The sequence below is a fragment of the Actinomadura monticuli genome, assembly GCF_041463655.1.
Taxonomy (GTDB): Bacteria; Actinomycetota; Actinomycetes; order Streptosporangiales; family Streptosporangiaceae; genus Spirillospora; species Spirillospora monticuli.
The window spans coordinates 55,288-79,121 of the sequence record NZ_JAXCEI010000024.1 but is presented as its reverse complement, the minus strand read 5'-3'; the positions used below and the strand labels follow the sequence as shown (position 1 = coordinate 79,121).

The following is a 23,834-nucleotide window of genomic DNA, read 5'->3' as shown; positions in this document are numbered from 1 at the left end:
CCGGCACGCCGCGTCCGGCGGCGCCGGCTTCGGCCGGCCCCCGCCGGCCCCCGCCTACGCCTTCGGCAGGCGCTCGCCGGAACGCAGCCGGTCGAGGCCGAGCCAGATGAACTCCACGGCCATCTGCTCGGCGCGCTCGCGCGGCGTGTCGGGGTGCTCCAGCCACCACGACACCATCGACAGCATCGACCCGTACATGAGCGGGACGAGCAGCCGGGCCCGCCGCTCGTTGACGTCGAGCGCGACGGGGGACAGCGCCGGGTCGGCGCGGCGGCGGCGCAGCAGCAGGTCCGCGAACGCGGTGCCGAGCCGGTCGCGCAGCTCCCGCAGCTCCAGGCCCACCTCCGGCTTGTCGAGATGCCGGACGACCAGCGCCCACGCGTCCGGCTCCGCGGTGGCGTAGTCGAACAGCACCCGGATCATCGCCCGGATGCCGTCCGCCGAGCCGTGCGCGGCGAGCACGGCCTCGTTCAGCCGCGCGGTGAGCTCGCCGACGATCGACTCGGTGACCTCGGCGAACAGCTCCTCCTTGGAGGTGAAGTGCTGGTAGAGCAGCGCCTTGGACACCTGGGCCGCGGCGGCCACGTGCTCCATCTGGGTCAGGTGGTAGCCGCGCCGGCCGAACTCCGCGAGCGCCACCTGGAGCAGCTGCTCGCGCCGCCGGGCATGCGGCATCCGCCGCCGTACGCCCGCCTCCCCCGTGTCGCCGGTCATGTGCCGAGGTACCTGCCCAGCTCGGCCCGCGCCACCGAGCGCACGTGCACCTCGTCCGGGCCGTCGGCGAGGCGCAGGGTGCGCAGCCCCGCCCACATCGCGGCGAGCGGGGTGTCGTCGCTGACGCCGGCGCCGCCGTGCACCTGGATCGCCCGGTCGACGACCTCCAGCGCGACGCGCGGCACGACCACCTTGATCGCCGCGACCTCGGAGCGGGCCGCCTGCACGCCCTGCTTGTCGATCAGCCAGGCCGTCTTGAGGGTGAGCAGCCGCGCCTGCTCGATCGCCATCCGCGACTCGGCGATCTGCTCGCGGACCACGCCCTGCTTGGCCAGCGGGCCGCCGAACGCCACCCGGGACACCGCGCGCTCGCACATCAGCTCCAGCGCCCGCTCGGCCATCCCGATCGCGCGCATGCAGTGGTGGATGCGGCCGGGGCCGAGCCGGGCCTGCGCGATCGCGAAGCCGCCGCCCTCCTCGCCGACGAGGTTCTCCACCGGGACGCGGACGTCGGTGAAGGTGATCTCGCAGTGGCCGTGCTGGTCCTGGTAGCCGAACACGGGCAGCGGCCGGACGACCTCCACCCCGGGCGCGTCGAGCGGCACCAGGACCATCGACTGCTGCCGGTAGGGGTGGCCCTCCGGGTCGGTCTTGCCCATCACGATCATGATCTTGCAGCGCGGGTCGGCGGAGCCGCTGATCCACCACTTGCGGCCGTTGATCACGTAGTGGTCGCCGTCCCGCTCGATGCGGGTGGAGATGTTGGTGGCGTCGGAGCTCGCGACGTCCGGCTCGGTCATCGCGAACGCGCTGCGGATCCGGCCGTCCAGCAGGGGCCGCAGCCACGTCTCCTTTTGCTCGGGCGTGCCGAACAGGTGCAGGACCTCCATGTTGCCGGTGTCGGGCGCGGCGCAGTTGGTGGCCTCGGGCGCGAGGCCCGGCGAGCGTCCCGTCACCTCGGCGAGGGGCGCGTAGTCGGCGACCGACAGGCCGTGCGCCGGATCCTCGCTGTCGGGCAGGAAGAGGTTCCACAGGCCGCGCTTGCGCGCCTCGGCCTTGAGGTCCTCGACGATCTGCGGGACGGTGTGCTCGCGGCCCGCCGCGCGCAGCTCGGCCCGCTGGGCCGCGTAGACCGGCTCCGCGGGGTAGACGTGGGAGTCCATGAATTCCTGGAGGCGGCCGAGGTGCTCCTGGGCCCGCTCGCTCAAACCGAAGTCCATTCCGCTAGAGTAACTGACGAGTCAGTTACTTCGGGAGGGAGTCCCCATGGCAGCCTTCGACGGCACCGGCAGGGTCGCGCTGATCACGGGCGGGGCCAACGGCATCGGGGCCGCGGTGGCGCGCCGGCTCGCCCGCGAGGGCGCCCGCGTCGTCCTCGCCGACGTCGACGCGGAGGCCGGCGCCGGACTCGCGAAGGAGCTGGACGGCGCGTTCGTCCGCTGCGACGTGCGCGAGCCCGCCGAAAGCGAGACCGCCGTCGCGACCGCCGTGGAGCGCTTCGGCGGCCTCGACGTCGCGTTCCTCAACGCCGGCGTCGCCGGCGGCGGGGGAGTGGGGGACGACTTCGACCTCGCGGCCTACCGCCGCGCCATGGGCATCAACCTCGACGGCGTCGTGTTCGGCGCGCACGCCGCGCTGCCCGCCCTGCGCGCCCGCGGCGGCGGCGACATCGTCGCGACCGCCAGCATGGCGGGGCTCACCGCCACGCCGTTCGACCCGGTGTACGGCGCCAACAAGGCGGCCGTCGTCGGCCTCGTCCGCGCTCTGGGCCCCACCTACGCCGAGGAGGGCATCCGGATCAACGCCCTCTGCCCGTCCTTCGCCGACACCGACATCCTCACGCCGCTGAAGGGGCATCTTGAGGAGACGGGCTTCCCGATCCTGGACGTGGACGACGTCGTCGAGGCGTTCATGCGGATCCTGGCCGCCGACGGCGCCGGCGAGGCCTGGTACGTCGTGCCGGGGCGACCGTCCGAGCCGTTCAGGTTCCGCGGCGTCCCCGGCCCGCGCTGAGCCGCCCGAGACCGAAGGAGAGACATGCGCGCGATCCAGATCACCGAGTTCGGCGGGCCCGAGGTCCTCAACGTCACCGAGCTGCCCGACCCGTCCGCCGGGCCCGGGCACCTGCTCGTCGACGTCTCGCGGGCCGGGATCAACTACGCCGACACCCACCAGGCGGAGGACAGCTACCTGGCGGCCTCCACGCTGCCGATGGTGCCCGGCGGCGAGGTCGTCGGCACCACCCCGGACGGCCGCCGCGTCGTCGCGCTCGTCGGCACCGGCGGCTACGCCGAGAAGGCCGTCGCGCCCGAGGCGCTCGCCTGGGACGTCCCCGACGCCATCGACGACACCACCGCCCTCGGCATGATCGTGCAGGGCGCGTCCGCGTGGGTGCTGCTGCGCCGCAGCGTCCATCTGGCGCCGGGCGAGTCCGTCGTCGTGCACGCCGCCGCCGGCGGGGTCGGGTCGCTCGCCGTCCAGCTCGCCAAGGCCTGGGGCGCCGGACGGGTCATCGCCACCGCCTCGTCCAAGGAGAAGCGCGACCTCGCCCTCGACCTCGGCGCCGACGTCGCGATCGACGCCAACGAGCCCGGCCTCAAGGACGCGCTGATCGACGCCAACGGCGGCCGGCGCGTCGACACCGTCCTGGAGATGACCGGCGGGACCGTCACCGACCAGAGCCTGCGCGCCCTCGCCCCGTTCGGCCGCCTCGCCTTCTACGGGATGGCGTCGCGGCGGGAGCCGTCGCCCGTCCGGCCGGCCACGCTGATGGCGCACTCCACCACGATCTCCGGCATGTGGCTGGCGCACGTCTTCCAGCTTCCCGGCGACGTGATGCGCACCGCGCTGGAGGAGCTGTTCGGCCTCGCCGCCGACGGCCGGCTCCGCGTCGTCCGCGGCGGCGAGTACGGGCTGGCCGAGGCCAGGCGCGCGCACGAGGACCTGCGGGCCCGCCGCACGACCGGAAAGCTCGTCCTGGACCCGTCGCGCTAGCCGACGAGCCCGTTCTCGTAGGCGTACACCACGGCCTGGGTGCGGTCGCGCAGCGCCAGCTTGGTCAGCACGTGCCCGACGTGCGTCTTGATCGTCTGCTCGGCCAGCACCAGCTCGGCGGCGATCTCGGCGTTGGACAGGCCGCGCGCGATGAGCCGCAGCACGTCCAGCTCCCGCGGCGTCAGCCCCGCGGTCGCCTTCGGGCTCGGCCGCTGGTGCCGGCGGCGGCGCGCGAAGTCGCCGATCAGCCGCCGGGTGATGGACGGGGCGAGCAGCGCGTCGCCGCCCGCCACCACCCGTACGCCGTTCACCAGGTCGGCCGCCGACGCGTCCTTCAGCAGGAACCCGCTGGCGCCCGCGCCGAGCGCCTCGTAGACGTACTCGTCCAGGTCGAACGTGGTCAGGATGAGCACCTTCGGGCGCGCCTCGGCCGGGTCGGCGTCGGGGGCGGGGTCGCCGACCAGTTCCGCGGTCGCGGCGAGGCCGTCCATCTCCGGCATCCGGATGTCCATCACGATCACGTCCGGGTCGAGCCGGCGGGCCATCTCCACGGCCTCCCGGCCGTTGCCCGCCTGGCCGACCACCTCGATCCCGGGGTCGGAGGACAGCAGCGCCGCGAGCCCGTCGCGGATCATCACCTGGTCGTCGGCGATCAGCACCCGAATCGTCACGCCGCAACCCTACGGCGACGAAGATCGGTTGTCGTCCGGAGCGCGGTCTCCTCCCCTCCCGTCAGTCCTCGTCCCCGTAGGGGAGCTCGGCCGTGACCGACCAGCCGCCGTCGCGCGGGCCCGCGTCGAGGCGGCCGCCCAGCATCGTGACGCGCTCGCGCATCCCGACCAGGCCGTGCCCGCCGCCCTGCGACTCCTCCGGCGTGCTGCGGGCCCCGTCGTCGGTGACCGACACCGACAGCGCCTCGGGCCCGTACTTCACCTCGACGTGCACCCGGGAGCCCGGCGCGTACCGGGACGCGTTGCTCAGCGACTCCTGCACGATCCGGTACGCGGACAGGTCCACCCCCGCGTTCAGCGGACGCGGCACGCCGGCCACGACGGTCGCGACCGACAGCCCGGAGCGGCGGGCGGCGGCGACCAGGTCGTCCAGCCGCTCCAGGCCGGGCTGCGGGGCGCGCTCGGCGCCCTCGTCGTCCGCGCGCAGCAGCCCCACGACGCGGCGCGTCTCGGTGAGCGCCTCGCGCGCCGCGTCCCGCACCACCCCGAACGTCTGCCGGGCCGCGTCCGGCAGGTCGGGGATCTTGTAGGGCGCCGCCTCCGCCTGCATCGCGATCACCGACATGTGGTGGGCGACGACGTCGTGCAGCTCGCGGGCGATGCGGGCGCGCTCCTCCAGCACCGCCTGCCGGGCCAGGTCCTGCCGGTGCTGCTCCTCGCGCCGGCGCAGCTCCTCCACCGCCGAGTGCCGGCCGCCGACCGCGTCGCCGAACGTCAGCGCGACCGCCGCGATCCCCGCGAGGATCATGGCGAACCAGCCGGGCATGCCGAACAGCACGGCGGGCACCAGCACCGCGGTGATCGTCACCGCGCCCACGCCGACCGTGGTCTGCCGGTCCGACCCGACCCCGGTGAAGAACAGGATGACGACCAGCGCCAGGATCGCGGTGACCGGCCACGGCATGAAGCCGTCGCCGTGCCGGACGAAGACCGTGATCAGCAGCCCGAGCGCCGCGACCCGCCAGGCGGCGAGCGGCCACCGGGCCGCGAAGATCAGCGGCGCCGCCTGCAGCACGCCGAGCGGCCAGGCGAGCCCCGTGCTGACGTGGTACTGCTGGATGGCGATGGCGATGGAGCCCGCGGTGAAGCCGATCGTCAGCGCGGCGAGCAGCGCCAGGATCGGCAGCCGCAGCACCAGCGGTCCGGGCAGCAGGGTGACGGGCGGGCCGTCCCCGCCGGGCATCAGGGCGGAGCGGACCCCGGCGAGCAGCCGGGTGCGGGCCGCGGGCGCGAAACGGTCTGGTTCGTTCATTTGACTCGGAGCCTAGGACCCCGGGCGGCGCCGCGGCCTGACCCGGGGGAGGGAGATCCGACCCGCCACCTCGGGTATCACCTCTGAGCAGCGCGATCGCCGCCGGGCCGGCGCCCGGCCCGCCGCGCGGGCGGGGATCTTGCGGTGATCCGGCGCGGCGGCGGAGACTGCGGTCATGACCGACCTGAGCCATCCGATCTTCGCCCGGCTCTATCCGCGGCTGGACGCGGGCTGCGCCAAAGCGGGCGGGGACGCCCATCGCGCCGAGCTGCTCGCCGGGGCCTCCGGCCGCGTGCTGGAAGTGGGCGCCGGCCACGGGGCCAACTTCGCGCACTACCCGCCCGAGGTCACCGAGGTGGTCGCCGTCGAGCCCGAGCCGCGGCTGCGCGCCAGGGCCGACCACGCCGCCGCCCGCGCACCCGTCAAGGTCACGGTGCGCCCCGGCGTCGCCGAAGACCTCGACGTGGACGACGCCTCGTTCGACGTGGCGGTGGCCTCGCTCGTGCTGTGCTCCGTGCGCGACCCCGTGCGCGCCCTGGCCGAGCTGAGGCGCGTCCTCAGACCGGGCGGCGAGCTGCGCTACTACGAGCACGTCCGCGGCGCCACGCCCGGCAAAGTGCGCTTCCAGCGGTACGTCGACGTCGTGTGGCCGCTGTTCGCCGCCGGCTGCCACGTGTCCCGGCCGACGGCCGAGTGGATCGCCGGATCGGGCTTCACCGTGCGGTCCGAGCGGCGGTTCGACTTCCCCTCGTCCGGCCGCGGCAACCCCGCCTCGCCGCACGTCCTCGGAGTCGCCGTCCGCGACTGAGCGGCGGCGGGCGGGCCCGCATAAGGTCCCCCTCCCGGGGAAGATCGGGCCCATGACGACCTCGGGCAGCCAGCCGCGACCACCGGACGACCAGGAGCGCGACGAGCGGTCGCACGCGACGGCCACCGCCGTGCTGCTCGCCGGCGCCGCCGCGCTCGGCGGCTTCCTGTTCGGCTACGACTCCTCGGTGATCAACGGGACCGTCGACGCGCTCAAGGACCAGTTCGACCTGAGCGGCTTCGCCGTCGGCTTCGTCGTGTCCGCCGCGCTGCTCGGCTGCGCGGTCGGCGCCTGGTTCGCCGGGCCGATCGGCGACCGGATCGGCCGCGTCAAGGTGATGCTGCTCGCCTCGGTGCTGTTCGTGATCAGCTCGCTCGGCTCGGCGCTGGCCTTCAACGCGGTCGACCTGACCGCCTGGCGGCTGGTCGGCGGCCTCGCCATCGGCGCCGCGTCGGTGATCGCGCCCGCCTACATCGCCGAGATCGCGCCCGCCGCGCTGCGCGGCCGCCTCGGCTCGCTGCAGCAGATGGCGATCGTCCTCGGCATCTTCGCGGCCCTCGTCGTCGACTACGTCATCGCCCGGGTGTCGGACGGCGGCGCGTCCGGGACGTTCCCGCTGGGCGGGGACGCGTGGCGGTGGATGTTCGCCAGCGCCGTCGTGCCCGCCGTCATGTACGGCGTGATCGCCACGACGATCCCCGAGTCGCCCCGCTACCTGGTGAAGAAGCACCAGACGGCCCGCGCCCGGGAGGTGCTCCGGCGGGTCATGGGCCGCGGCGACGTGGACGTCAAGATCCGGGAGATCGTCCGGTCGATCGCCGAGGACCGGCCCGTCCACCTGCGGGACCTGCGCGGGAACCGGCTGGGCCTGCTGCCGATCGTCTGGGTCGGCATCCTGCTGTCGGTCTTCCAGCAGTTCGTCGGCATCAACGTGATCTTCTACTACTCGTCCTCGCTGTGGCAGGCGGTCGGGTTCTCCGAGGACGACGCGATGCTCACCTCGGTGATCAACTCGGTGGTGAACGTCGCCTTCACGCTGGTGGCGATCGCGCTCGTCGACCGGATCGGGCGCCGTCCGCTGCTGCTCGCGGGCGCGGCCGGCATGGCCGTCTCGCTCGGCGCCCTGACCGTCTGCTTCGCCACCGCGCCCGTGGTCGACGGGAAGCCGGACCTCGGCGCCGCCGCCGGGCCGGTGGCGCTCGTCGCGGCCAACGTCTTCGTCGCCTCGTTCGCCGCGACCTGGGGGCCGGTCGTCTGGGTGATGCTGGGCGAGATGTTCAACAACTTCATCCGGGCGTCCGCGCTCGCCGTCGCCGCGGCCGCGCAGTGGATCGCCAACTGGGTGGTCACCACCACCTTCCCCGGCATCTCGGGGTTCTCCCTCGGCCTCGCCTACGGCCTCTACACGCTGTTCTCCGTCCTCGCGTTCCTGTTCGTGATCCGCGCCGTCCCCGAGACGAAGGGGCGCGAACTGGAGGACATGGACCAGCTCGCCGCCCCGCGGGCGCGCGCGTGACCGCGCGCCGCGCGGTGCCCGCCGCCGGTCCGTTCGGCTACAGTGGTGGCATGCCGCACGCGTCCGCACAGACGACGACGCCGGGTCACTCCCGGCGCCGCGGCGGCATGTCCTGACATTGCGAAGCGGAAGGGCCCCGGGAGCGATCCCCGGGGCCCTTCCGCGTTCCGGGGACCGCCCCGGGCCCTCCCCGACGAGAGGAGCGCCCGATGGAGCCGGTTGCGTCCGATGGAGACCCCGAGTCGATAGCATCGGAACCCGCTGATCCCAGACCGCAATCGCGAGGAGTACCCGTGTCCACCGTGTCCGAACTGCGCATCACCCTCGACGGCGGCGAGCGGGCGGTGCCGGCGGGCACCACCGCGGGCGAGGCCCTGAACGCCGACGGCCGCACCGTGATCGCCGCCCGCGTCAACGGCGAGCTGCGCGACCTCGCCGGGGAGCTGCGCGACGGCGACGCCGTCGAGCCCGTCGAGATCGGGTCCGGCGACGGCCGCGCGATCATGCGGCACTCCGCCGCGCACGTGATGGCCCAGGCCGTCCAGGAGCTGTTCCCCGAGGCGAAGCTCGGCATCGGCCCGCCGGTGGAGAACGGCTTCTACTACGACTTCGACGTCGCCGAGCCGTTCACCCCCGACGACCTGAAGCGCATCGAGAAGCGGATGCGGGAGATCGTCAAGCAGGGCCAGCGGTTCGCCCGCCGCCCCGTCTCCGACGACGCCGCGCGCGCGGAGCTGGCCGGCGAGCCCTACAAGCTGGAGCTGATCGGCCTGAAGGGCTCCGGCCCGGTCGAGGACGCGGCCGACGGCGCGGACGTCGAGGTCGGCGGCGGCGAGCTGACCATCTACGACAACCTCGACGCCAAGTCGGGCGAGCTGCGCTGGAAGGACCTGTGCCGCGGCCCGCACCTGCCGTCCACCCGCGTCATCCCCGCGTTCAAGCTGATGCGCTCCGGCGGCGCCTACTGGCGCGGCAGCGAGAAGAACCCGCAGCTCCAGCGGATCTACGGCACCGCGTGGGAGTCGCGCGAGAAGCAGGACGAGTACCTCAGGTTCCTGGAGGAGGCCGAGAAGCGCGACCACCGCAGGCTCGGCGCCGAGCTCGACCTGTTCTCCTTCCCGAACGAGATCGGCAGCGGCCTCGCCGTCTTCCACCCGAAGGGCGGCGCCGTCCGCAAGGTCATGGAGGACTACTCGCGCCGCCGGCACGAGGAGGAGGGGTACGAGTTCGTCAACACCCCGCACATCTCCAAGGGCCACCTGTTCGAGACCTCCGGGCACCTCGGCTGGTACAAGGACGACATGTTCCCGGCGATGGAGGTCGACGGGGGCGACTATTACCTCAAGCCGATGAACTGCCCGATGCACAACCTGATCTACCGGGCGCGCGGCCGGTCCTACCGGGAGCTGCCGCTGCGGCTGTTCGAGTTCGGGTCGGTGTACCGGTTCGAGAAGTCGGGCGTGGTGCACGGCCTCACCCGCGTCCGCGGCATGACCCAGGACGACGCGCACATCTACTGCACCGAGGACCAGATGGGCGAGGAGATCAAGCGGCTCCTCGACTTCGTCCTCGGCCTGCTGCGCGACTACGGCCTGAACGAGTTCTACCTGGAGCTGTCCACCCGCGACGAGTCGGAGAAGTTCATCGGCTCGGACGAGATGTGGGAGAAGGCGACCGCCGCGCTGCGCGACGCCGCCGAGTCGACCGGGCTCGACCTCGTCCCCGACCCGGGCGGCGCGGCGTTCTACGGCCCGAAGATCTCCGTGCAGGCCAAGGACGCGATCGGCCGCACCTGGCAGCTGTCCACCATCCAGGTCGACCCGAACCAGCCGGAGCGGTTCGGGCTGGAGTACCAGGCGGCCGACGGAACCCGGCAGCGGCCCATGATGCTGCACCGGGCGCTGTTCGGGTCGATCGAGCGGTTCTTCGGCGTGCTGCTGGAGCACTACGCGGGCGCCATGCCGCCGTGGCTGGCGCCGGTCCAGACCGTCGGGATCCCGATCGGCGACGCGCACGTCCCGCACCTGGAGAAGGTCGCGGCGAAGCTGCGCGAGCGCGGCATCCGCGTCGAGGTCGACACCTCCTCCGACCGGATGCAGAAGAAGATCCGCAACGCGCAGAAGCAGAAGGTCCCGTACATGCTGCTGGCGGGCGACGACGACGTGGCCAAGGACGCCGTGTCGTTCCGGTACCGCAGCGGCGAGCAGAAGAACGGGGTCCCGATCGACGAGGCCGTCGACGAGATCGTCAAGGCGGTCGAGGCGCGCGTCCAGGTCTGAGCCGGGAGGGGGCCGCGCCCGCCCCGCGCGGGCGCGGCCCCGGCCGATCCCTGACCCGGCCGCTCCTCGTCCGGGCGGGCACGGCGGGCGGGCCGGGCGCCTCCGGGTCCGGAGACGGCGGAGTGGGCGCCGCCCGGAGTTGGTAGCCTCGTCGCTCACGTGCGACCGGGGAGAGGGCGGAGATGAAGTCCAGGAGGCCGGTGCGGCGGGGCGGGCGCGGCCGGCGGGCGCGGCTCTGGGGCCGGATCGCCGGCTACGGCTGCACCCTGCTGCTCGTCGCCGCCGCCGTCATCGTGCTCCTCATGCCGGTGATGGACGACGGGAGGAAGGGCGCGACCGGGGCGCAGGGGCAGGCGGGCCCGGCCGCGTCCCTGCCCGGGCAGCCGGGCGTCCCCGGCTCCGGGCTTCCCGCGACCCCGACCAACCCGGCGCCGCAGCAGAACGACGGCGGCCGGCCGTATCCCGGCGGGCAGAACGGCGGCACGTCCGGCGGGCAGGGCGGCGGCCCCGGGATCCCGCCGCAGAACAGCGGCGGCGGCGCGGTCGGCCAGTGCCCGGACGGGACGGCCCTCTACCGCGCCACGGTCACCGGCGTCGACGTCCTCGTCACCGTCTCCGCCACCGGCCTGATCCGGGCGGAGCTCGTCCTGCGGGGGCGGTCCCCGCAGTCGCAGCAGGCGAGCGCGGGCGCGGGCCGGCCGCACACCTTCCACTTCACCGGCGTCGCGCCGAGCCTGGTCGAACGCGTCAAGGTCACCACGGTGTCGGTCGGCGGCGGCATGCAGAGCTGCTACGCGCGGGCCGTCTGACCCGTCCCGCTCTGGCCCGTCCCGCTCTGACCCGTCACGGCGCGGGGGCGGGGCGGCGCGGCGGCGGGCATGCGGACGTCCCCCACGGACACGTTGACCGCCGCGACGCGCGTCCCCAGCATCTGGCTCGCCACCCGCGCCACGTTGTCCTGCACCCGGTGGGCCACGTCCTTGATCACGCAGCCGTACTCGACGGCGATGGCGAGTTCGACCGTGACGTCCTCCTCGCCCACGGCGACGCGGGTGCCCGCCGGGGCCGGCCCGCTTACCCCGGCCACCTCCAGCGCGGCCAGTGCGGCGATCTTCTCCAGCACCGCGTCCTCGATCGTGATGCGGCCCTCCACCCGCACGGTGACGTCGCCGGGGGAGCCGTGCATCGTCATCGGCACCGCCCCGGCCGCGGGCGCGGACGCACCGGCCGGCGCCGGTAGGGGCGTGCCGGGCGGCGGCAGGGGCGTGCCGGGTGGCGGCACCGTCCCGTTCGGCCCCTTCGGCCCCGCCCCGGGCAGTCCGGGGAAGTAGGGCATGGACCCGGGGTCCGGCCTCGGCTCGCCGCCCTCGCCCTGCCGCTTGTCGAGCCCGGTCATGATCGCTCCCCACGGTTCGGTTGGACGACCATGGTGTCGGAGTCACCCGTAAACGTCACGCGCGCAGGGGCCCGCGGGCGCGTCCGGGAAGGGGATCCCGGCTACAGCCCCCGCCGCTTTCCTCTCTATGCTGCTGGTCAGGCCGTGAACAAAAGGAGACCGCCGCCTTGACCGCAGAGCCGGAGGAGTCCGTGGTGCAGCAGGGGCGCGAGGACGCGCCCGGGGCCGGCGCGGGCAGCCCGCGCACGCCCCGCTTCGAGGAGGAGAGAGGCGGCGGGGGAACGCCCGACGACTTCCAGCGGCTCTGGACCCCGCACCGGATGGCCTACATCAAGGGGGAGGGCAAGCCGACGGGCGCGGGCTCGGGCGACGGCTGCCCGTTCTGCGAGATCCCGAAGATGTCCGACGAGGAGGGCCTCGTCGTGTCCCGCGGCGAGTCGGTGTACACGGTGCTGAACCTCTACCCGTACAACTCCGGGCACCTGATGGTCGTCCCGTACCGGCACGTCGCCGACTACGCCGACCTGGAGGAGCCGGAGTACGTGGAGCTCGCTACCTTCACCCGGCGCGCGCTCACCGCGCTGCGCAAGTGCAGCGGGGCGCAGGGCTTCAACGTCGGCATGAACCTCGGCCTCGTCGCGGGCGCCGGCATCGCGGCGCACCTGCACCAGCACGTCGTCCCGCGGTGGGGCGGCGACACCAACTTCATGCCGGTGGTCGGGCGCACCCGGGTGCTGCCCCAGCTGCTGCGCGACACCCGCCAGATGCTCGCCGACGCCTGGCCGGTCTCATGAGCGGGCGGCCGGTCCTCGTCTACGACGGCGACTGCGGGTTCTGCACGTCCTCGGTGCGGTTCCTGGAACGGCACGTGCCCGTCCGGGCCCAGGTCGTCGCCTACCAGTTCGCCGACCTGGACGCGCTCGGCACCACGGCGGAGCGGGCGCGGCACGAGGTGCTGTGGGTCGACCGCGCCGGACGGGTCAGCGGCGGAGCGGACGCCATCGGCCGGATGCTGACCGCCGCCGGCGGCCTCTGGCGGGTGCCCGGGATCGTCATGCGGGTCCCGCCGGTGAGCTGGGCCGCGCACGCCGTGTACCGGCTCGTCGCGAACAACCGGCACCGCATGCCGGGCGGCACGGCGGCGTGCATGCTGCCCGCCGACCGGCGTCCCGGCGCCCCCACCTGACCGGCTCAGGCGGCGGCCTCCTCCGGGGCCGCCGCCCCGCCGCGCAGCCGCGCGGGCAGGCGCCCGGTGAGCCGCTCCAGCGGCAGGAACGCGGCTAGCCAGATCGCGTGCGGCAGGAAGTGGATCGTCATCAGGGCGTAGGTGACGGCGTGGAACCCGGCGAAGAACAGCACCAGCGCGTACAGCGGCCGTCCGCGCAGGAACAGCAGCACCGGGGAGAGCGCCTCCGCGGTGAACATGAACCACTGGCTCGACTTCAGCAGCACCGGATAGCCGATGAGGGCGCGCCCGATCGGCGTCCCGCGCCGGCTCAGCGCCCACTGGACGGTCGACCCGTTCGGCCATGCCGGGAACCCGCCGATGCGCACCTTCGCCCACGCGGAGAAGAAGTACGCCGCGACCACCCCGAGCTGGATGCACCGCACCGACCACGCCGACGCCTCGCAGCGCCGCGCGTCGCCGATCCCGGCGCGCCCGACGCTCGGCAGGACGAACAGGGCCACGACGAGGGCCAGATGGTCGTGGTCGACCTTGCCGTACGACATGCTGATCGTGACCCACCACAGGTACCCGCACGCGGCGAGGTATCCGCTCGCGCGGGGCAGCACCCGGCCGGTCGCGGCGACGAGCCCGGCCGCGACCGTCACGGTCAGCAGCGCGTACATGGCCCACGGGGTCGGCGCGGGCAGGTGCAGCAGCCGGCCCAGCAGCACCGGCTGGTACAGGTCGGCGGGCAGCCGCGCGTGCGCCAGCGAGCTGCTGGTCAGCAGCAGCATGTCGAACGGCAGGAACACGTAGCCGAGGATCCGCAGCCACGCGATCCGGGCGCGCGGGACGGGCCCGAACCACCAGCGGCCCCACGCGGTGCGGGCGGGCTCGGGGGCGTCCCCGGCGGGCCGGACGGGACGGGGCGCCTCCGGCCTCGCGGCGGCGGTCACCGTACGTCCCAGACGACGCGGTTCTGCTTGAACGTCGACACGACCTTGCCGTGCTTCAGCTTCTTGATCTCCTGCACGACGTAGATCCGGGTGAGCCTCGGCTCGGACGGGTGGAGCCTGCGCTGCCCGTCGGCGATCCCCTGCAGCAGCGACGGGTCCCGGACGATGCGCGGCATCTGCCCCTCGATCTCGGCGCGCTTCATGCCCGTCCCGACGGCGTCGAAGGACAGCGCCACATGCGTGCCCGCCGCCGTGTCGGCCTCCAGCCAGTACGAGCTGATCGCGCCGCCGTCGTCCTTCACCGAGAACGCGAACTGCGTCATCGGCCCGAGGGGGAAGTCGTCGTTGCTTCCGTAGGCGCTGGTGTAGCACAGCGCGCCGACGGCCGCGGCGCCCGCGAATGAACGCCAGAGCCGCGCGCGGGGTCCTAGCCGGAGGGGGGGTAGATCCACGCCGCAAGCCTAGAGCCCCGCCCGGCCGGCGCGGGCGGGGCTCCGGGCACGCGCGCGGGCCCGGCTAGTCGTCCCTGGACTCGGCGGCGACCTTGTCGGCCAGGTGCGTCGGGAGCGGCTCGTACCGCAGGAAAGAGCGGCTGAACGTGCCGGTGCCCTGCGACATCGACCGCAGATCGATCGCGTACCGGACGATCTCCAGCTGCGGCACCTCGGCCTTGATCATGGTGCGGCCGCCGGGCACCGCCTGGGAGCCGAGGACCCGGCCGCGCCGCGAGGTGAGGTCGGACATGATCGGCCCCACGTAGTCGTCGGCGATCAGGACGGCGACCTCGTCGACCGGCTCCAGCAGCAGGATCGGCACCTGCCCGGCCGCGTCCTTGAGCGCGAGCGCCCCCGCGGCCTGGAACGCCATGTCGGAGGAGTCGACCGAGTGGGCCTTGCCGTCGTGCAGGGTGACCCTGATGTCCACCAGCGGGTACCCGGCGGACACGCCGCGCTCCATCTGCTGCCGGACGCCCTTCTCGACCGACGGGATGAACTGCCGCGGCACCACCCCGCCGACGATCTTGTCGACGAACTCGAAGCCCTCGCCGGACGGGAGCGGTTCCACGTCGATGTGGCAGATGCCGTACTGGCCGTGCCCGCCGCTCTGCTTGACGTGCCGGCCGAGGCCCTTGGCCTTCCCGCCGAACGTCTCCCGCAGCGGGACGCGCAGGTCCACCCGGTCGACCTCGACGCCGTACCGGGTCTTGAGCCGGTCGATCAGCACGTCGGCGTGGGCCTCGCCCATGCACCACAGCACCAGCTGCCGCGTCTCGGCGTTGTTCTCCAGCCGGAGCGTCGGGTCCTCGGCGACGAGCCGGCCGAGCGCCTGGCTGAGCTTGTCGTCGTCGGCCTTGGACCGGGCCCGGATCGCGACCGGCAGCAGCGGGTCGGGCATCGACCAGGGCGCCATCACCAGTGGCGCGCCGGGGTCGGAGAGCGTGTCGCCCGTCTCGGCCCGGCTGAGCTTCGCCACCGCGCAGATGTCGCCCGCCGTGCAGGACGACACCGTGCGCTGCGTCTTGCCGAGCGGGGAGGTCAGCGCGCCGACGCGTTCGTCGACGTCGTGGTCCTCGTGCCCGCGCTCCTGCATCCCGTGCCCGGACACGTGCACCGTGGTGTCGGGGCGCAGCGTCCCGGAGAACACCCGGACCAGCGAGATCCGCCCCACGTACGGGTCGGACGTGGTCTTCACGACCTCGGCGACCAGCGGGCCCTCCGGGTCGCAGGAGATCTCCTTCGGGGGCCCGCCGCTGATCGCCGTCACCGGCGGGATGCCGTGTTCGAGGGGCGAGGGGAACGCCTGCGTGATGATCTCCAGCAGCTCCAGCATGCCGACGACGGGGCCGGGGTGGTCGCCGTGCGGCACCGACGTCGCGAGGACGGGGTAGAAGCTGCCGCGCGCCACCGCGGTCTCCAGATCCTCGATGAGCGCCTTGACGTCGATGTCCTCACCGGACAGGTACCTGTCCATGAGGGTCTCGTCCTCGCTCTCCTGGATGATCCCCTCGATCAGCGACGCGCGCTGCTCGGCGATCTGCTCCAGGTACTCGGGGTCGGGGTCGCACTCGGTGCGCCGGCCCGTCGAGTAGTCGAGGCAGCGCTGCGACAGCAGCCCGATCAGGCCCTTCAGGCCGTCCTCCCCGCCGGCGGGGAAGTACAGCGGCGAGACGCCCTCGCCGAACACGTCCTGGCAGGTCATGACGACGTCGTCGTAGTCGCCCCGCTGCTGGTCGATCTTGGTGATGACGACCGCGCGGGGCATCTGCACCGCCGCGCACTCCTCCCAGAGCATCCGGGTGAGGCCGTCGATGCCGTCCACCGCCGAGATCACGAACAGCGCCGCGTCGGCGGCGCGGAGCCCGGCGCGCAGGTCGCCGACGAAGTCGGCGTAGCCGGGCGTGTCGATGAGATTGACCTTGACGTCCCCGTGCACGAGCGGGGCGAGCGCGAGGTTCACCGAGCGCTGCTGGCGCACCTCGACCTCGTCGAAGTCGCTGACCGTGGTGCCGTCCTCGACCTTGCCCGCCCGCTGCAGCGTGCCCGTCGCGGCGAGCAGCGCCTCCACGAGCGTGGTCTTGCCGGCTCCCGAATGGCCGACCAGCGCGACGTTGCGCACCGTGTCGCACGTGCCGGCCTCCGGTGCCCTGCCGGGGGCTCCCGGGTGGCCTCCCTTGTCCGCCATGACTACCTCCTCGGACGGGTCTCCGCGCGGAGGCCCGCGTGCGGCTGGGGCCCGGCCCGGCGGGCCCGGCCCTGACGTCCGAGTGCGGCGTCCGACCTCGTCCAATCGCGCGTGACCGACGTCACACCCGTACCACCACCCTTTCCCGTGACGGCCGGGACCACAAGGGGTGAACGGCATTCATCCGTGATCTGTCCGGGCCGCCGGGCTCCCAAACCCGGCGAGGCCGCGTCCGCCTCCTTCCCGCACTACGATGGGCGCGCTGCGGAGGCCCGCCTCGCCCGGCGACGTGCCCGCACCCCGAGACCTCGAGAACGGACGGCGATGCTCAACAAGATCAGGCCCGCGCTGGGGCGCGTCCTCACCCCGATCGGACGGGCGGTCGCGCGGACCGGGGTCTCGCCCAACGCGATCACCGTCATCGGGACGGTCGGCGTCGCCGCCGGAGCCCTCGTCCTGTTCCCGCGCGGGGAGTTCTTCTGGGGCACGGTGGTCATCACCGCGTTCGTGCTGTTCGACATGCTGGACGGCGCCGTCGCCCGGGTCACCGGCAAGATCTCCAAGTTCGGCGCGTTCCTGGACTCCACCATGGACCGCGTCGCCGACGCCGCGATCTTCGCCGGGCTGATGATCGGGCTGTACCGGGACGGCCAGGACGTGCTCGCCGGGGTCGCGCTGTACTGCCTCGTCTCCGGCGTCGTGGTGTCCTACGCCAAGGCCCGCGCCGAAGGGCTCGGCTACACCTGCAACGTCGGCATCGCCGAGCGCGCGGAGCGGCTCATCGTCGCCCTGGTCGCCGCCGGCCTCGACGGCCTCGGCGTCCCCTTCATCCTCACGATCGCGCTGTGGGCGCTCGCCGCGCTCAGCACGATCACGGTCGGCCAGCGGTTCGCCACCGTGTACGCCCAGGCCAAGGAGGGCGCGGCCGCCGGGCCCGGCGCGGAGCGCGAGAGCGGCGCGAAGCGCGAGAACGGGGCGGAGGAGAAGACGCCGGAGCCGCGGCCATGACCACGCCGCGCCGCGGGGACGACGGGACGTCGCTCCGCGATGAGGTGACCGACGCCGTCTACGCCCTCGGCTGGACGGTCGTCCGCAAGATGCCGGAGAGCATGGCGCGGCTCGCCTTCACCGCCATCGCCGACCGCACCTGGCACCGGTACGGCGCGGGCGTGCGGCAGCTGGAGAGGAACCTGTGCCGCGTCCTCGGCAAGGACGAGGTCGACGACGAGGTCCGCATCCTCAGCAAGCGGGTGCTGCGCTCCTACCTGCGCTACTGGCTGGAGGTCTTCCGGCTGCCCGAGTACGACCGGGCGCGGATCCTCGGCCGGATGCGGGTCACCGGCGAGAAGAAGATCTTCACCAACCTCGACTCCGGCCGCGGCGTCATCCTCGCCCTGCCGCACATGGGCAACTACGAGCACGCCGGCGCCTGGCTCGTGCACTGCGGGTACCCGTTCACCACCGTCGCCGAGCGGCTCAGGCCCGAGGCGCTGTTCGACCGGTTCGTCGAGTTCCGCGAGAGCCTCGGCATGGAGGTCCTCGCCCACAAGGGCGCCTCCGCCTTCGGGCGGATGGCGCAGCGCCTCCGCGCGGGCCGGCCCGTCTGCCTCGTCGTCGACCGCGACCTCACCGAGAACGGCGTCGACGTCGAGTTCTTCGGCGCCACGGCCCGGATGCCCGCCGTTTCCGCCGCGCTCGCGCTGCAGACGGGCGCCGCCCTCATTCCCGTGACACTCTGGTACGAGGGGGAGTACTGGGCGGCGCGCGTCCACGAGGAGGTCCCCGTCCCGGCCGAGGGCGGCAGGCAGGAGAAGATCCAGGCGATGACCCAGGAGCTCGCGCGCGCCTTCGAGGAGGGCATCGCCGCCCACCCCGAGGACTGGCACATGCTGCAGAAGGTCTGGGTGGACGACCTGCGCGACGACCCGGCGGGCGGCACCGGATGAGGGCCGGCCGATGAGGATCGGGATCGTCTGCCCGTACACGTGGAACGTCCCGGGCGGAGTGCAGCAGCACATCGGCGACCTCGCCGAGGCCCTGCTCGGGCTCGGCCACGACGTCTCGGTGATCACGCCGGCGGACGACGACGCCGAGCTGCCGCACTACGTCGTGTCCGCCGGGCGCGCCGTGCCCGTCCCCTACAACGGGTCCGTGGCGCGGCTGGCGTTCGGGTTCCTGTCGGCCGGGCGGGTCCGGCGGTGGATCCGCGAGGGCGGCTTCGACGTCCTGCACGTCCACGAGCCCGCCGCGCCCTCCCTCGGGCTGCTCGCGTGCTGGGCGGCGGACGGGCCCATCGTCGGCACCTTCCACGCCTCCTACGAGAAGTCGCGGGTGGTGTCGGTCACCGCGCCGATCCTGCAGAGCGCCCTGGAGAAGATCACCGGCCGGATCGCGGTGTCGGAGGCCGCCCGCACCACGCTCGTCGAGCACCTCGGCGGCGACGCCGTGCTCATTCCCAACGGCGTCGCGACCGAGCGGTACGCGATGGCCGAGCCGCTGCCGGGCTGGCACGGGCGCACCGGGACGCCGCCCGCCGACGGCGGCGCGCTCGGGTTCCTCGGCCGGATGGACGAGCCCCGCAAGGGCCTGCCGGTGCTGCTGCGCGCCTTCGAGATCCTCGGCCGCCGCCGGCCCGGCCTGCGGCTGCTGCTCGCCGGGCCCGGCGACGCCGACGACGTGCTCGCCCGGGTCTCGCCGGAGCTGCGCGGCCGCGTCGCCGTCCTCGGCCTGGTCAGCGAGGAGGACAAGGTCCGCGCCTACCACTCGGTCGACGTCTTCGTCGCGCCGAACCTCGGCGGCGAGAGCTTCGGCATCGTGCTCGCCGAGGCGATGTCGGCGGGCGCGCCCATCCTCGCCAGCGACATCGAGGCGTTCGACCGGGTGCTGCTCGGCGGGCGGGCCGGGGCGCTGTTCCCGGCCGGCGACCACGAGGCGCTCGCGGCGGCGGCCGGCGAGCTCCTGGACGACCCGGCCCGGCGCAAGCAGCTGTCCGCGGAGGCCCGCGCCGCCGTCCGCGCCTACGACTGGTCGGCCGTCGCCCGCGACGTGCTGAGGGTGTACGAGACGGTCACGGACGGCGGCGCCCGCGTCGTCGAGTCCGGCCCCGGGGTGTAGGAGAGCGCCGGATGTCCTACGACTGGATCATCGACGTCCTGTTCTGGATCGCCGTCGCCTTCCTGGCCGTCGTGTACGTGTCGTGGCGCGCCACCCGGCTCGACCGGCTGCACGTCCGCGTCGAGACCGCGCGCGCCGCGCTGGACGCCGCGCTCGTCCGGCGGGCCGCCGCCGCGCTGGAGCTCGCCGCGTCCCGCCTCCTGGACCCGGCCACCAGCCTGGTGCTGGCGACGGCCGCGCACGAGGCGCGCACCGCCGACGCCGAGGCCCGCGAGTTCGCCGAGAGCGACCTGTCGCGGGCGCTGCGCGCGGTCGTCGACCAGCCCGAGTTCGTCGGCACCATCACCGCCCGGGGCGCGGGCGACGGCGCGGAGGTCCTGGACGAGCTGTCGTCGGCCGCCGCGAAGGTCGCCTACGCCCGCAACTTCTACAACGACGCCGTCTCCCAGGCCCGGATCGCGCGCCGCAAGCCGCTCATCCGGATCCTGCCGCTCGCCGGGCGCGCCCCGCTGCCGGACTTCTTCGAGATCGACGACGACCCGCCGGGAATCTGACCCGGCCGACATCGGTCACGCGACATCGGTCAAGCGACATTGATCACACGCGGGGGCGGGAGCCGTACCGCTGGACGGGCGAGCACACCCGATCACGTTCGCTACCCTCTGGCAGACCGTCCAAGGGAGGGGTACATCGTGCGATCCGCATGGGCCACCGCAGTCCGGGGCCGCGCGGCCGCGTCGCTCGGCGTCCTCGTCCTCGGCGCGGCCGCCCTGCCGGCCTGCTCGGACTCCGGCGGCTCCGCCTCGGCTCCGCCGCGCAGCACGGGCACGCCGTCGCCGAGCCGGACGCCCGAGCCCGCCGCGCACCCGTTCACCGGCGGCACGAAGGGGCTGCGCAACCCGGTCCTCGCCGTCAAGATCGAGAACACCGCGCCGGCGCTGCCGCAGAGCGGGGTGAAGTCCGCCGACATCGTCTACGTCGAGCAGGTCGAGGGCGGCGAGACCCGGCTGATGGCCGTCTACTCGTCCACGCTGCCGAAGAAGGTCGGGCCCGTCCGCAGCGCCCGCATCTCCGACCTGCACATCCTGCCCCAGTTCGGCCGCCCCGCCTTCGCCTTCTCCGGCGTCCAGAGCAAGATGAAGAAGTACATCCGCAAGGCGCCGCTGTACGACCTCTCGCAGGAGAAGGCGGGCGGCGCCTACTTCCGGTCCAGCGCCAAGCGCATCCCGTACAACCTGTACGCGAACCCGCGGGACCTGCTCAGGCGGGCGCCGCAGGCCGCGAAGCCGCGCGACATCGGCTTCCGCTTCGGGGAGGCGCCCGCGGGCGGCAGGCCGACCCGGTCGTTCACCGCCCGCTGGCCGTCCGCGACCATGGGCTTCACCTGGTCGGCCAAGGAGAAGCGGTGGCTCGCCAGCTGGGGCGGGCGCCCCGACCGGGCCGCCGAGGGCGGGCGCCTGGGCGGGAAGACGGTCGTCATCCAGTACGCCAAGACCACCCGCTCGAAGTTCCACGACTTCCTCGGCAGCTACACGCCGCTGATCCACACCACCGGCGCCGGGCGGGCCGTCGTCCTGCGCGACGGCAAGTCCTACCAGGCCAAGTGGTCGCGGCCGTCCGAGGGCAAGGGGACCACCTTCACCACCGCCGGCGGCGAGCCGATGACGTTCGCGCCCGGCCAGGTGTGGGTGCTGCTCGTCAACGACGGCAAGCCCTACACGCCCTGACCGGCCCTCGGCACGGCCCGCCGGCGATCACTCCGTAAGCGGCGGGCCCCGCGGATTGACACTCTGCCGGGTCGAGAGGTCCCGCGAGCAGGCAATATCATGGAAAGTGATTTGTCGTCCGCCCACGTGAGGAATGCCCGTGTCCACTTCCACTCCCGCCACTGACAACGCAGCGCCCGAGACCGGGACCGCCCGCGTCAAGCGCGGCATGGCGGAGATGCTCAAGGGCGGCGTGATCATGGACGTCGTCACGCCCGAGCAGGCGAAGATCGCCGAAGACGCCGGCGCCGTCGCCGTCATGGCCCTGGAGCGGGTGCCCGCCGACATCCGCGCCGAGGGCGGCATCTCCCGGATGAGCGACCCCGACATGATCGATGGGATCATCGGCGCGGTCTCCATCCCCGTCATGGCCAAGGCCCGGATCGGCCACTTCGTCGAGGCCCGGGTCCTGCAGGCCCTCGGCGTCGACTACGTCGACGAGTCCGAGGTGCTCACCCCGGCCGACTACGACAACCACATCGACAAGTGGGCGTTCACCGTCCCCTTCGTGTGCGGCGCCACCAACCTCGGCGAGGCGCTGCGCCGCATCACCGAGGGCGCGGCGATGATCCGCTCCAAGGGCGAGGCCGGCACCGGCGACGTGTCGAACGCCACCACCCACATGCGGCGGATCCGGCAGGAGATCCGCCGCCTGCAGTCGCTGCCCGAGGACGAGCTGTACGTCGCCGCCAAGGAGCTCCAGGCCCCCTACGAGCTGGTCAAGGAGGTCGCGCAGGCCGGCAAGCTGCCCGTCGTGCTGTTCACCGCGGGCGGCATCGCCACCCCGGCCGACGCCGCCATGATGATGCAGCTCGGCGCCGAGGGCGTCTTCGTCGGCTCCGGGATCTTCAAGTCCGGTAACCCGGCCCAGCGCGCCGAGGCCATCGTGAAGGCCACCACCTTCCACGACGACCCCGACGTGATCGCCAAGGTGTCGCGCGGGCTCGGCGAGGCCATGGTCGGCATCAGCGCCGCCTCCCTCGGCGAGGACCAGAAGTTCGCGGGCCGCGGCTGGTGAGTGCGGCGGGGCCCGGGCTCCACACCGGGCCCCGGCCGGGTTAACCTGACGGCGTGGCCGGGAGGCGGTGCCCGGCCGCGGGAGGGGAGAGCATGGCTTGGTCGGTCGCGCTGGCGTGCGCGAGCGCGGGTGAACCCGGCGACGTGTTCCGGCCGGGCCTCGTGCCGGACCCGGACGCCGCGGCGGCGATCGCCCGCGGCCTCTACCCGGCGGACACCCTGACCGAGACCGGTGACACGGTCCTGGACTTCGCGCTCTGGCCCTACGAGGACGAGCTGTTCGTCGGGGCGTTCGAGCGGGCCCTGCTGCTGTGCGACCGGCGGCTGTTCTGCCTCGACGACGACGCCCGCCGGATCGCCGACACCGCCGCGGCCGCGCTGCCCGGCTCGCACTGCGGCGTCCTCGTCCTGCACAGCGTGATCAGCGGGTGCTGGTTCCGCTGGTACGAGTCGGGCGAACTGCTCCGCGACGTGTTCGTCACCTCCGAGGACGGCGTCGTCGTCGACCAGGGCGAGCGGCTGCCCGCCGAGCGGCCGTTCTGGCGCGCCATCGACGCGGGCGCGGCGGACGTCCCGCTGCCCTTCGACCCGGAGGAGTTCGGGCTCGCGCTCGCCGAGGCGCACATGTTCGGCCGCGGCATCGCCGACCGCGGCCCCGACGGCTTCCTCCCGCTGGAGCTACCCCTCCGGCGGTTCAAGCACGCCTGACCCGGGCGCCGCCCCGCGACACCGCCCCGCCGGGGGAAGACCGGCCAGGTCGCGGCGCGTTGTAAGGAACGTCTAGGGTTTTGGGACGGCCCCCGCATCCCCGGAAGGTTCGCACGTGACGACTGTGCCGACGATCGGTGTCCTCGCCCTGCAGGGCGACGTGCGCGAGCACGCCCGCGCGCTGGAGGCCGCGGGGGCGCGCACCCTGAGCGTTCGCCGCCCCGAGGAGCTGGAGCGCGTCGACGGCCTCGTCCTGCCCGGCGGGGAGTCCACGACGATGTGGCGGCTGGCGCGGTCCTTCGAACTGCTCGACCCGCTGCGCAAGCGGATCGAGGCGGGCCTGCCCGCCTACGGCTCCTGCGCCGGCATGATCATGCTGGCGGACCGGATCCGGGACGGCGTCGCGGGCCAGGAGACCGTCGGCGGGATCGACATGACCGTGCGGCGCAACGCGTTCGGCCGGCAGGTCGACTCCTTCGAGGCCTCGGTGCCGCTGACCGGCATGGGGGACACGCCGTACCACGCCGTTTTCATCCGCGCGCCCTGGGTGGAGTCCGTCGGCGACGCCGTCGAGATCCTCGGACGCGCCGAGAGCGGCCCGAACGCCGGTAGGATCGTCGCCGTTCGTCAGGGACGTCTCATGGCGACCTCGTTCCATCCGGAGCTGACAGGCGATTTCCGCGTGCACCACTACTTCGCCGATCTGGTGCGCCGGACGACAGAGGAGGAGTGA

The 23,834-nt window shown here is 73.6% G+C and carries 24 protein-coding genes; 16 read left to right on the top strand and 8 right to left on the bottom strand.

Annotated elements, in window-relative coordinates; all coding sequences use genetic code 11:
- Positions 1-54: 54 nt before the first annotated feature.
- Complete coding sequence (locus tag SM611_RS34780) at positions 55-714, bottom strand: TetR/AcrR family transcriptional regulator (RefSeq protein WP_371954591.1); 660 nt, start codon at positions 712-714, stop codon at positions 55-57.
- Complete coding sequence (locus SM611_RS34775) at positions 711-1,934, bottom strand: acyl-CoA dehydrogenase family protein (protein WP_371954590.1); 1,224 nt, start codon at positions 1,932-1,934, stop codon at positions 711-713. The genes SM611_RS34780 and SM611_RS34775 overlap by 4 nt, the downstream gene beginning before the upstream one ends.
- Before the next feature lie 46 nt (positions 1,935-1,980).
- Between SM611_RS34775 and SM611_RS34770 the strand changes: the two genes are divergently transcribed.
- Positions 1,981-2,727: an SDR family oxidoreductase gene (locus SM611_RS34770; RefSeq protein ID WP_371954589.1), complete on the top strand. Its 747-nt coding sequence runs from the start codon at positions 1,981-1,983 to the stop codon at positions 2,725-2,727.
- A gap of 24 nt (positions 2,728-2,751) precedes the next feature.
- The gene (locus SM611_RS34765; RefSeq protein WP_371954588.1) at positions 2,752-3,708 is read left to right on the top strand and encodes a quinone oxidoreductase family protein; all 957 of its coding nucleotides are present in this window, start codon (positions 2,752-2,754) and stop codon (positions 3,706-3,708) included.
- Here SM611_RS34765 and SM611_RS34760 read toward each other — a convergent pair.
- A complete protein-coding gene (locus SM611_RS34760) occupies positions 3,705-4,379 on the bottom strand; it encodes a response regulator (RefSeq protein ID WP_371954587.1) in 675 nt (224 codons plus the stop codon). The two genes, SM611_RS34765 and SM611_RS34760, sit on opposite strands and share 4 nt — an antisense overlap.
- Before the next feature lie 61 nt (positions 4,380-4,440).
- Entirely contained in the window at positions 4,441-5,691 is a 1,251-nt protein-coding gene (locus SM611_RS34755; protein WP_371954586.1) for a sensor histidine kinase, read from the bottom strand.
- A 175-nt stretch (positions 5,692-5,866) separates the two neighbouring features.
- Between SM611_RS34755 and SM611_RS34750 the strand changes: the two genes are divergently transcribed.
- The 4 genes from SM611_RS34750 (at position 5,867) to SM611_RS34735 (ending at position 11,103) form a co-directional block, all read left to right on the top strand.
- Entirely contained in the window at positions 5,867-6,499 is a 633-nt protein-coding gene (locus SM611_RS34750) for a class I SAM-dependent methyltransferase (protein ID WP_371954585.1), read from the top strand.
- 52 nt (positions 6,500-6,551) lie between these two features.
- Positions 6,552-8,015 carry a sugar porter family MFS transporter gene (locus SM611_RS34745; RefSeq protein WP_371954584.1) on the top strand — a complete coding sequence of 488 codons (1,464 nt, stop codon included), beginning with the start codon at positions 6,552-6,554 and terminating at the stop codon, positions 8,013-8,015.
- Positions 8,016-8,308: 293 nt separating this feature from the next.
- Positions 8,309-10,294 carry a threonine--tRNA ligase gene (gene thrS, locus SM611_RS34740; protein WP_371954583.1) on the top strand — a complete coding sequence of 662 codons (1,986 nt, stop codon included), beginning with the start codon at positions 8,309-8,311 and terminating at the stop codon, positions 10,292-10,294.
- A 182-nt stretch (positions 10,295-10,476) separates the two neighbouring features.
- Complete coding sequence (locus SM611_RS34735; RefSeq protein WP_371954582.1) at positions 10,477-11,103, top strand: hypothetical protein; 627 nt, start codon at positions 10,477-10,479, stop codon at positions 11,101-11,103.
- Here the strand turns inward: SM611_RS34735 and SM611_RS34730 are convergent.
- The gene (locus SM611_RS34730) at positions 11,085-11,690 is read right to left on the bottom strand and encodes an Asp23/Gls24 family envelope stress response protein (protein ID WP_371954581.1); all 606 of its coding nucleotides are present in this window, start codon (positions 11,688-11,690) and stop codon (positions 11,085-11,087) included. The two genes, SM611_RS34735 and SM611_RS34730, sit on opposite strands and share 19 nt — an antisense overlap.
- Positions 11,691-11,857: 167 nt before the next feature.
- On the opposite strand from SM611_RS34730, the gene SM611_RS34725 reads away from it, so the two are divergent.
- Both SM611_RS34725 and SM611_RS34720 read left to right on the top strand, forming a co-directional pair.
- Positions 11,858-12,484 (top strand): HIT family protein, encoded by a 627-nt coding sequence (locus tag SM611_RS34725; protein WP_371954580.1) that lies wholly within the window; start codon positions 11,858-11,860, stop codon positions 12,482-12,484.
- Complete coding sequence (locus tag SM611_RS34720) at positions 12,481-12,876, top strand: thiol-disulfide oxidoreductase DCC family protein (protein ID WP_371954579.1); 396 nt, start codon at positions 12,481-12,483, stop codon at positions 12,874-12,876. The genes SM611_RS34725 and SM611_RS34720 overlap by 4 nt, the downstream gene beginning before the upstream one ends.
- 5 nt (positions 12,877-12,881) lie before the next feature.
- On the opposite strand, the gene SM611_RS34715 is transcribed toward SM611_RS34720, so the two are convergent.
- The 3 genes from SM611_RS34715 to SM611_RS34705 form a co-directional block, all read right to left on the bottom strand.
- Positions 12,882-13,814 carry a hypothetical protein gene (locus SM611_RS34715; protein ID WP_371954578.1) on the bottom strand — a complete coding sequence of 311 codons (933 nt, stop codon included), beginning with the start codon at positions 13,812-13,814 and terminating at the stop codon, positions 12,882-12,884.
- On the bottom strand, positions 13,811-14,266 hold the full coding sequence (locus SM611_RS34710; protein ID WP_371954577.1) for a hypothetical protein: 456 nt from the start codon (positions 14,264-14,266) through the stop codon (positions 13,811-13,813). Before SM611_RS34710 ends, SM611_RS34715 begins: the two co-directional genes overlap by 4 nt.
- A 64-nt stretch (positions 14,267-14,330) precedes the next feature.
- Positions 14,331-16,496 (bottom strand): elongation factor G-like protein EF-G2, encoded by a 2,166-nt coding sequence (locus SM611_RS34705; RefSeq protein ID WP_371954576.1) that lies wholly within the window; start codon positions 16,494-16,496, stop codon positions 14,331-14,333.
- A 324-nt stretch (positions 16,497-16,820) separates the two neighbouring features.
- Here SM611_RS34705 and pgsA point away from each other — a divergent pair, with 324 nt between their 5' ends.
- The 8 genes from pgsA (at position 16,821) to pdxT (ending at position 23,834) form a co-directional block, all read left to right on the top strand.
- Positions 16,821-17,504, top strand: coding sequence for a phosphatidylinositol phosphate synthase (gene pgsA / locus SM611_RS34700; RefSeq protein ID WP_371954575.1), 684 nt, complete (start codon positions 16,821-16,823; stop codon positions 17,502-17,504).
- On the top strand, positions 17,501-18,442 hold the full coding sequence (locus SM611_RS34695; RefSeq protein ID WP_371954574.1) for a phosphatidylinositol mannoside acyltransferase: 942 nt from the start codon (positions 17,501-17,503) through the stop codon (positions 18,440-18,442). The genes pgsA and SM611_RS34695 overlap by 4 nt, the downstream gene beginning before the upstream one ends.
- Positions 18,443-18,452: 10 nt before the next feature.
- Positions 18,453-19,610, top strand: a complete 1,158-nt coding sequence (locus tag SM611_RS34690; protein ID WP_371954573.1) for a glycosyltransferase family 4 protein — start codon at positions 18,453-18,455, stop codon at positions 19,608-19,610.
- A gap of 11 nt (positions 19,611-19,621) precedes the next feature.
- Entirely contained in the window at positions 19,622-20,164 is a 543-nt protein-coding gene (locus tag SM611_RS34685) for a LemA family protein (RefSeq protein WP_371954572.1), read from the top strand.
- Between the two features lie 138 nt (positions 20,165-20,302).
- Positions 20,303-21,337, top strand: coding sequence for a DUF3048 domain-containing protein (locus SM611_RS34680; protein ID WP_371954571.1), 1,035 nt, complete (start codon positions 20,303-20,305; stop codon positions 21,335-21,337).
- Positions 21,338-21,470: 133 nt separating this feature from the next.
- Entirely contained in the window at positions 21,471-22,394 is a 924-nt protein-coding gene (gene pdxS / locus SM611_RS34675) for a pyridoxal 5'-phosphate synthase lyase subunit PdxS (protein ID WP_371954570.1), read from the top strand.
- A 92-nt stretch (positions 22,395-22,486) separates the two neighbouring features.
- Positions 22,487-23,101 carry a DUF6928 family protein gene (locus SM611_RS34670; protein WP_371954569.1) on the top strand — a complete coding sequence of 205 codons (615 nt, stop codon included), beginning with the start codon at positions 22,487-22,489 and terminating at the stop codon, positions 23,099-23,101.
- A 115-nt stretch (positions 23,102-23,216) separates the two neighbouring features.
- Positions 23,217-23,834, top strand: coding sequence for a pyridoxal 5'-phosphate synthase glutaminase subunit PdxT (pdxT, locus tag SM611_RS34665; RefSeq protein ID WP_371954568.1), 618 nt, complete (start codon positions 23,217-23,219; stop codon positions 23,832-23,834).